Annotated in this window: 6 protein-coding genes and 1 tRNA gene; 4 read left to right on the top strand and 3 right to left on the bottom strand. The window is 46.1% G+C overall.

The window, feature by feature from the left end:
- Positions 1–451: 451 nt before the first annotated feature.
- Positions 452–538, bottom strand: a tRNA-Leu gene (locus tag OPS28_RS07980).
- Positions 539–735: 197 nt separating this feature from the next.
- Here OPS28_RS07980 and OPS28_RS07975 point away from each other — a divergent pair.
- A complete protein-coding gene (locus OPS28_RS07975; protein WP_442863977.1) occupies positions 736–1,257 on the top strand; it encodes an RDD family protein in 522 nt (173 codons plus the stop codon).
- Between the two features lie 11 nt (positions 1,258–1,268).
- Here the strand turns inward: OPS28_RS07975 and lptG are convergent, their stop codons facing one another.
- Positions 1,269–2,330 (bottom strand): LPS export ABC transporter permease LptG, encoded by a 1,062-nt coding sequence (lptG, locus tag OPS28_RS07970; RefSeq protein ID WP_265608926.1) that lies wholly within the window; start codon positions 2,328–2,330, stop codon positions 1,269–1,271.
- A complete protein-coding gene (gene lptF / locus OPS28_RS07965; RefSeq protein WP_265608925.1) occupies positions 2,330–3,433 on the bottom strand; it encodes an LPS export ABC transporter permease LptF in 1,104 nt (367 codons plus the stop codon). The genes lptG and lptF overlap by 1 nt, the downstream gene beginning before the upstream one ends.
- Positions 3,434–3,684: 251 nt before the next feature.
- On the opposite strand from lptF, the gene pepA reads away from it, so the two are divergent.
- From pepA to OPS28_RS07950, 3 genes are read left to right on the top strand one after another with little or no spacing between them, the layout of a single operon-like run.
- Positions 3,685–5,190 carry a leucyl aminopeptidase gene (pepA, locus tag OPS28_RS07960; protein ID WP_265608924.1) on the top strand — a complete coding sequence of 502 codons (1,506 nt, stop codon included), beginning with the start codon at positions 3,685–3,687 and terminating at the stop codon, positions 5,188–5,190.
- 6 nt (positions 5,191–5,196) lie between these two features.
- On the top strand, positions 5,197–5,622 hold the full coding sequence (locus OPS28_RS07955) for a DNA polymerase III subunit chi (protein WP_265608923.1): 426 nt from the start codon (positions 5,197–5,199) through the stop codon (positions 5,620–5,622).
- Between the two features lie 8 nt (positions 5,623–5,630).
- Positions 5,631–8,402 carry a valine--tRNA ligase gene (locus tag OPS28_RS07950; RefSeq protein ID WP_265608922.1) on the top strand — a complete coding sequence of 924 codons (2,772 nt, stop codon included), beginning with the start codon at positions 5,631–5,633 and terminating at the stop codon, positions 8,400–8,402.
- The last annotated feature ends 26 nt before the right edge of the window (positions 8,403–8,428 follow it).

Raw genomic sequence — 8,428 nt, 5'->3', positions numbered from 1 at the left:
ACTGGAGTGGTACAGCTCCTTGATAGACAAGGCCTGGGCTGGAAGCGTATGAAATCAAATTCGTGGGGATCCCTCAGGGTCAGAGTCAATTTAACTAAAGAATAGACCCAAACGAATCGACATAAAGTCGGTTTAGAGAGAGTTCCAGAGGCCGAACTCTGACTGGGCCGACACTGGGACGGCACACCCTTTGGGACACTTTGGAGCAGACACAAAAAAACCGACTTTCGTCGGTTTTTAATAGCGTTCTATACATGATGGTACAAGAGGCCGGGCTTGATTCGACCGAGACTCGGACGGCATACCCTGTAGTAAAAGGGGGCAGTGTACTTTAATCACTTGAATCAGGACTCTGATTGGACCGACACTTGGACGGCACACCCTTGCGGGCTCAAACATCAGACACAAAAAAACCGACTTCCGTCGGTTTCAAATAGCTATCTAAACATGATGGTACCAGAGGCCGGACTTGAACCGGCACACCCTCACGGGCGGCGGATTTTGAATCCGCTGCGTCTACCAATTCCGCCACTCTGGCATGGATAGATGTGCTATCAATTGCTGCTGCATTATAGCGTTATGCTAATCGCTGACAAGCCTTTTTTGACAATTGGCGGCGATTAGCAGTTCAAGTGATGTTTTATTCACCATATTGCAGCCTTTGCCATGTGCTATGCGTAAATTATTTTTGATTTGTTCAGCCGTGTGGCAAACTTGGTAGCAGATTTATTAAACGTGTTTAGTGTAGTGTCCAAATCCAAACTTCAATCGACGTCCTTCAACCGCGCCAGTTTTTTCAAACGCTTGTTAGCGATGATCTATGACACGCTGGTGGCAACAGCGGTGGCCATGTGTGCCGCCATGGTGATGATAGTTACGTTAGTGGTACTTTTTCACAATGGTGGGTTGGACATGGGCGAGTACTCGCAACCTTCTGAGGCTATTCAAGCTTCCTGGCAAATCAAATTACTCATTCAGGTGTGGGTGCTAGCCTGGGTAATGGGCTTTTTCTTGTGGTTTTGGAAACGGGGCGGGCAAACTATTGGAATGCGAGCGTGGCGCCTGAAAATTTATAACACTAAGGAAACGCCGATAACGTGGGGACGTTTAATACTTCGATTGATTGCTTCTCTTGGTGGTTTAGGCACATTGCTGGTATTGATTGACTATAAGCACAAACAATCGTTGCAGGATAGGGTGGCCGGCACTGAAGTGTTGCAGTTAAGCAAAAATCAGAACGACCACAAAAGCTGGTAGCGAAGCAAATGCTATCGTCGCAATAAATACGCGGCAATGGCAGCGAATAATACACTTGGCAAAATCGCGCCTAAAATGGGTGGAAACTGATACACCAGACTTAACGGCCCGAAGACCTCGTTAGTGATAAAAAAGCCAAAACCAGTCAGCACGCCCATAATAACTCTGGCGCCCATGGTAACGCTTCGCAAAGGTCCAAAAATAAAGGAAAGTGCCATTAACATCATTACGCCAATGGAGATGGGTTGTAAAATTTTACGCCAAAAGGCCAGTTCGTATCGCGAGGTGTCTTGATCATTGTTGTCAAGATAAGCGATGTAATCTGTTAATCCTTCTATCGATAACGCTTCAGGCTTCACGGCAACAATACCAAGTTTGTCGGGAGTGAGTGAAGAATTCCAGTTTTGGCGCTTATGTTTTTCAACGTCAATTTTTTCTTCGGTGAAGCGGGTTATATCCACATTTTCTAAAAACCAATTGTTTTCTTCAAATATCCCTGACTCGGCATACGTAATTGCATTTAGTGTCAAATCCTGGTTGAACGAAAAAATGCTGATATCTTTTAAGGACTCGCGTGTAAGTACCTGTCCAATACTGACAAACTGATCGCCGTCTTTTGCCCACACCAATTGTTCTGAAGAAAATAAGCTTCCGCCTGTTATAGCTTGAGTTTTTATTTCTTTAGCACGCGACTCACTGAAAGGCGTCACCCATTCACTGATGGCCATAACCATTAAAATTAATGCCAACGTCGACTTCATCGCGGAGCCGATAATGTTCCATCGGCTTAAACCCGCAGCTTGCATAACCACCAGTTCACTATTACTGGCGAGTAAACCCATACCCACTAGCCCGCCAATTAAGGTTGCCATCGGGAAAAACTGTTCTAAATCTCGCGGTAAACTAAGTAACACAAACAAACTGGCGGTGAGCATGTCATAATCACCTTCACCTAATTTGCGTAGCTGCTCGACAAATTTAATAAGTGCACTCAACCCGACTAATACCGAGAGCGTCACAATAATTGTACCAATGAGCGTTCGGGCTATGTAAAAATCTAGAATACGAAACATTAGCCCTTCCTGAATAGTAACGCGCGAATAGTCGCACCCGTTTTACGATCGCGAACCAGCAAGCCAATACCAATTATCAACATTATGCCATGCACCCACCATAAACCAAGTTGGACAGGAATACGGCCATCTTCTAATACCCGTCTGCTGGCAAGTAGTAAAAGGAAATAGCCTAAATATAATAAGATAGCGGGGAACATTTTTCCGAAACGACCTTGCCGCGGATCGACTGAACTTAACGGTACAGCAATTAAAATGAGAAACGGAATTGACAGAGGAATCGCGAGACGCCATTGCAGTTCTGCGTGCGCTTCGAGCGAGTCCATTTTCCACAGCTCTTGGGTGGGTAAGACGCTTATTTTTACCCGCGACTGTTCTTGGGCCTCATCGGCAACCTGCATGCGATATTCGTCAAAAGCAACTTTACGATAGCTTTTTAGTCGCTGCTCTCCTTCATATTGCACGCCGTCTTCAAGAATGAGCGTACGCGTGCCATCAGGCTCACTGCTTATCTTCCCCTGCTCTGCGTAAACGACTTGCACTTTGTCTGCCGCCGCATCGCTTTGATGTTGAGAAAGAAACACACGTTGTAAAGTGTCATTTTGTTTGTCTATATCGTGAACAAAAATAACCGCTCTTTCATTGCCCGTTTGCTGAAACCGGCCAGGAATGATGGCAGAAAACCCGGCTTCAGACCGCGCTTTTTCTTTTAATTCATATTCGCTTTGCGCCGCGGTAGGTGCAAGGTATAAGGTTATGGCTCCCGTAACCAGCATGATTAAAAGCGACAAAAATAACATTACCCGGGTAACGTACCATTCACTGATGCCGCACGCTCGCATGACTGTCATTTCGCTGTCAACGTAAAAGCGGCCATGGGCCAGCATAATACCCAGGTAGGCACTGATCGGCAGTATTAGTGAGGCAAGAATAGGCGAGTATAGCGCAAGAAAACCCGCAACTAACCCGGCCGGTATATCGCCATCTGAAGCGTCACCTAATACACGAACAAAACGTAATGTAATGAATATGGCCATTAGTATTAAAAAAATGGCCAGCTGGGACTTAAGCGTTTCCTTAAGCAAATAGCGAAATATTAACATCCCACTCCCAATGAAAATTTGGAATTATAGTGAAAAAGCGCGCAATCTTGAGTAAACTTTGTATTTTTACAAGTTAAGCAATTAACTTTAAAACGATTAGCTTTGGCTTTAGTTCAATTTAGCTTAGCAGTCAGGCCATAAAATATCATTGGCGTGGGCTGCCAGCGTGTGTATTAAACCATAACCACGCATAAAACGTTACGTGATTTTGAACCCTATGCCAGAACAAATAAAATAGCAAAGGAGATATCGTGGAATTTAGTGTGAAAAGTGGCAGTCCCGAAAAACAACGCAGCGCCTGTATCGTAGTGGGAGTATTCGAGCCACGACGACTAACTGCGGTGGCCGAGCAATTAGATGAAATCAGTGAAGGGTATATTAGTAACCTGTTACGCCGCGGTGATCTGGAAGGCAAAGCAGGACAGATGTTATTGTTGCACCACGTTCCGAACGTATTAAGTGAACGCGTATTGTTAGTCGGCTGTGGTAAAGAGCGCGAGCTGGACGAAAGACAGTACAAACAAATTATTGCACGCACCATTAAAACGTTAAACGAAACAGGCTCGATGGAAGCCGTCTGCTTTTTGACCGAATTACACGTAAAAGGCCGTGACACCTATTGGAAAGTGCGTCAGGCAGTGGAAGCTACCCAGGATTCCTTGTACACCTTCTTGCAATTAAAAACGAAAAAAGGTGAGCCACGCAGGCCGTTACGTAAAATTGTGTTTAATGTACCTACCCGCCGTGAGTTAACTGTGGGTGAAAAAGCGGTCGAACACGGTTTAGCGATAGCGGCAGGTTCTAAGGTGACCAAAGATGTGGCGAATATGCCACCCAATATTTGTAACCCTGGCTACCTTTGGGAACAAGCACAACAGCTGGCTTCGAATTACGACTCTATTACTTCAGAAGTGGTCGATGAAGCGAGAATGGATGAGCTTGGCATGCAGTCTTATTTGGCGGTTGGTCGTGGCTCTAGAAATGAATCTATGATGAGTATTATTCATCACAAAGGCGGTCCAGCTGATCAAGCGCCAATTGTGTTAGTGGGTAAAGGGCTCACCTTTGACTCAGGTGGTATTTCAATTAAGCCCGGTGAGGGCATGGATGAAATGAAATACGATATGGGCGGAGCCGCCGGCGTACTGGGTGTAATGCATTCGGTTGCTGCCCTGAATCTACCTATCAACGTCATCGGCGTATTAGCTGGTTGTGAAAACATGCCTGATGGCAATGCGTATCGCCCAGGTGATATCCTAACCACAATGTCAGGCCAAACGGTTGAAGTACTGAATACCGATGCGGAAGGCCGTTTGGTATTATGCGACGCGCTGACCTATGTTGAACGTTTTGAGCCAGAACTGGTGATTGATGTGGCAACATTAACGGGGGCCTGTGTTATCGCATTAGGAGCGCACGCGACAGGATTGATGAGCCAACATAATCCATTAGCGCACGAATTATTGAATGCATCAGAACAAAGTTCTGACCGCGCGTGGCGCTTGCCGCTTTGGGATGAGTACCAGTCTCAACTCGATAGCCCATTCGCTGATATGACGAACTTAGGTGGTCGTCCGGCGGGCAGTATTACAGCAGGGTGTTTCCTTTCCCGTTTTACTAAAAAGTATAACTGGGCACACCTGGATATTGCTGGTACAGCGTGGCGAAGTGGCAAAAATAAAGGTGCAACTGGACGTCCCGTGCCAATGCTTTCGCAATTTTTGATGAATCGTGCAGGCGTGAATCACGAGGATTAAGTATTCATGCCACAGGTTGTATTTCACGCCCTAGGAAAAGAGCAGCAGGCGTCTCATCGCGCATGCGAGTTGGTCGCTGATGCTTACTCAAAGCGTCAGCGATGTCGCATACTTTGTGCGAATCAAAAACAAGCTGAAGAGGTTGACGAACTGCTTTGGCAAATGCCACCTGACAGATTCATTCCACACAATATGTATGGCGAGGGCCCTGCATCTGGAACGCCAGTGGAAATCTGCTGGCAACCCCAGCAGATTGAAAAGTGCCATGTCATCATTAATTTAACGGATGAGTTGGTCAATCAGCCCCAGCAATTTTTATTTATTTATGATTTCGTGCCGGCGGATGAAGAAGCCAAACAAAAAGCACGATTACGCTACAAACATTATCAACAAGCCGGCTTTGCCATGCAATTTGAGTCGGTGGAGAATTGAGAATTAGTATGGATAAAACCTTCGAACCACAATCCATTGAAAAGCAGTGTTACCAGGAGTGGGAGTCCGCTGGGTTATTTAAGCCCTCAGGTGAGGGGGCACCCTATAGCATTCTGCTACCTCCTCCAAACGTAACCGGTAGTCTGCATATGGGGCACGCGTTCCAGCACACCATTATGGATGCACTCACTCGTTACCATCGTATGAAAGGTGACAATACATTGTGGCAAGTGGGTACCGACCATGCCGGTATTGCGACTCAAATGGTGGTAGAGCGTCAACTTAATGCTGACGGTAAAACGCGTCATGATTTAGGGCGTGAGGATTTTGTTAAAAAAATCTGGGAGTGGAAAGCGCATAGTGGTGGCAACATTACTCAGCAGATGCGAAGACTGGGTACTTCAGGCGATTGGGATCGTGAAGTATTCACTATGGATGATAACTTGTCCAAAGCCGTCACAGAAGTATTTGTTCAACTACACAATGAAGGCCTAATTTATCGCGGCAAACGGTTAGTAAACTGGGACCCAGTACTACTAACTGCTGTATCCGATCTGGAAGTCCTTAACGAAGAAGAAAACGGCAATATGTGGCATATTCGCTACCCACTTGAAGAGGGAAGCGAAGCTATCGTTGTTGCCACGACACGACCCGAGACTATGTTAGGCGACACGGCGGTAGCGGTTCACCCAGATGATGAACGCTATCAGCACCTTATCGGCAAAAAGATCAAATTACCGCTGACCAATCGACTCATTCCGATCATCGCTGATGACTACGTGGATCCAGAATTCGGTACAGGTTGTGTGAAAATTACGCCAGCCCATGACTTCAATGATTATGATATGGGTAAAAGACATGATCTGCCGATGATTAATGTGTTAACCCAAGATGCCCGCATTAATGACGACGCACCTGAACAATACAGAGGCATGGATAGGCTTGATGCGCGTAAGCAAATTGTGGCCGATCTTGAAGCGCAAAACCTATTATTAAAAGTTGAGCCTCACAAATTAAAAGTACCACGAGGCGACCGCTCTGGTGCTGTTATCGAACCGTACCTGACCGATCAGTGGTACGTGGCTGTCGAATCACTGGCTAAGCCGGCGATCGAAGCTGTGGAATCAGGCGAAATCCGCTTCGTGCCTGAGAATTGGAACAAAACATATTATCAGTGGATGCACAATATTCAAGATTGGTGTATCTCTCGTCAGCTATGGTGGGGGCATCGCGTACCCGCATGGTATGACAAGGACGGCAATATTTATGTGGCACGTACAGAGTCAGAAGCCCGTGAAAAACATAACCTGGCGGCGGATCTAGAGTTAAGCCAGGACAGTGATGTTCTTGATACCTGGTTTTCATCAGCATTGTGGCCATTCGCTACTATGGGCTGGCCTGAGAAAACCCCTGAGTTGGAAACCTATTTACCCACTTCTGTGCTAGTGACGGGTTTTGATATCATTTTCTTCTGGGTGGCCAGAATGATAATGATGACGAAAAAGTTTACGGGTCAAATTCCGTTTAAAGAAATTTATATTACGGGCCTTATTCGCGATGAAAATGGCGATAAGATGTCGAAGTCGAAGGGTAATGTGATTGACCCGATCGATGTTATAGACGGCATTGAGGGTGAGGCACTGGTGGCAAAACGTACTAGTGGTATGATGCAACCTCAGCTGGCTGAAAAGGTAGCTAAGCGTACGCGTAAGCAGTATCCAGACGGTTTTAATGCCTATGGAACAGATGCACTGCGCTTTACTTTTGCGGCTATGGCTTCAACCAGTCGAGACATTAATTTTGACATGGGTCGCGTAGAAGGCTACCGCAATTTCTGTAACAAAATCTGGAATGCCTCTCGTTTTGTACTGATGAATACTGAAGACCAAGATTGCGGTTTACATGGTGGTGAACTTGAATTAAGCCTGGCTGATCGCTGGGTATGGGCAAGATTCCAGCGCGTCGTGCAAGATTTCGAATCAGCCATAGCTGATTACCGTTTTGATATCGCGGCCCAGGTAGCTTATGAGTTTACCTGGAATCAGTTCTGTGACTGGTATCTTGAATTAACCAAAGCGGTATTAAATAATCCGCAAAGCACTGATGCGCAAATGCGCGGTACGCGCCATACGCTTATTAACGTGTTAGAAAACCTACTTCGGTTAATGCACCCCTTTATGCCGTTTATTACGGAAACCATATGGCAACGGGTAATACCTCTGTGCAAGCCCGTTGCAGATAACGCAAGCATTATGGTGCAACCTTTCCCTGAGGCAGGTGAAGATAAATCTGATGAGCAGGCGCTGGACGATATTGAGTGGGTAAAACGCTTTATCCTTGGCATTCGTAATATTCGCGGGGAAATGGATATTTCTCCGAACAAACCACTTGATGCGCTGCTAAGGAACGCTTCCGACGAAGATAACCGTAAATTGCAGGCCACCCGCCCATTTATTGATAAGCTAGCAAAATTACAGCATATCGATACGTTGGAAGCGGGCGAAAAAGGGCCTGCAAGCGCCACTGCATTGGTAGGAGAAATGGAAATTCTTATCCCGATGGCCGGGCTGATTGACAAAGAAGCTGAACTTTCTCGCTTAAACAAAGCGATCGAAAAAATGCTAAAAGATGTGGATCGTACTGAAGGGAAATTGGCAAACGAGAAATTTGTCAGTAATGCGCCTGAGGCGGTTATCGAAAAAGAACGAACCAAACTTGCGCAAGCTAAGGCACAACTTGATAAGTTGCAGGAGCAGCGCCAGACTATACTGGATCTGTAATTCGTTTGTACTAGACAAGGAAAAGC

It is taken from the genome of Alteromonas sp. ASW11-130 (assembly GCF_026183735.1).
Classification (GTDB): domain Bacteria; phylum Pseudomonadota; class Gammaproteobacteria; order Enterobacterales; family Alteromonadaceae; genus Alteromonas.
The sequence above is the reverse complement of the archived record's forward strand: the minus strand, read 5'-3'. Positions and strand labels throughout refer to the sequence as shown.

What these genes read in the sequence shown, in the direction of transcription:
- lptG (WP_265608926.1), bottom strand. Translation starts at nt 2,330, where the DNA reads ATGTTTCGTATTCTAGATTTTTACATAGCCCGAACGCTCATTGGTACA.
- lptF (WP_265608925.1), bottom strand. Translation starts at nt 3,433, where the DNA reads ATGTTAATATTTCGCTATTTGCTTAAGGAAACGCTTAAGTCCCAGCTG.
- OPS28_RS07955 (WP_265608923.1), top strand. Translation starts at nt 5,197, where the DNA reads ATGCCACAGGTTGTATTTCACGCCCTAGGAAAAGAGCAGCAGGCGTCT.
- OPS28_RS07950 (WP_265608922.1), top strand. Translation starts at nt 5,631, where the DNA reads ATGGATAAAACCTTCGAACCACAATCCATTGAAAAGCAGTGTTACCAG.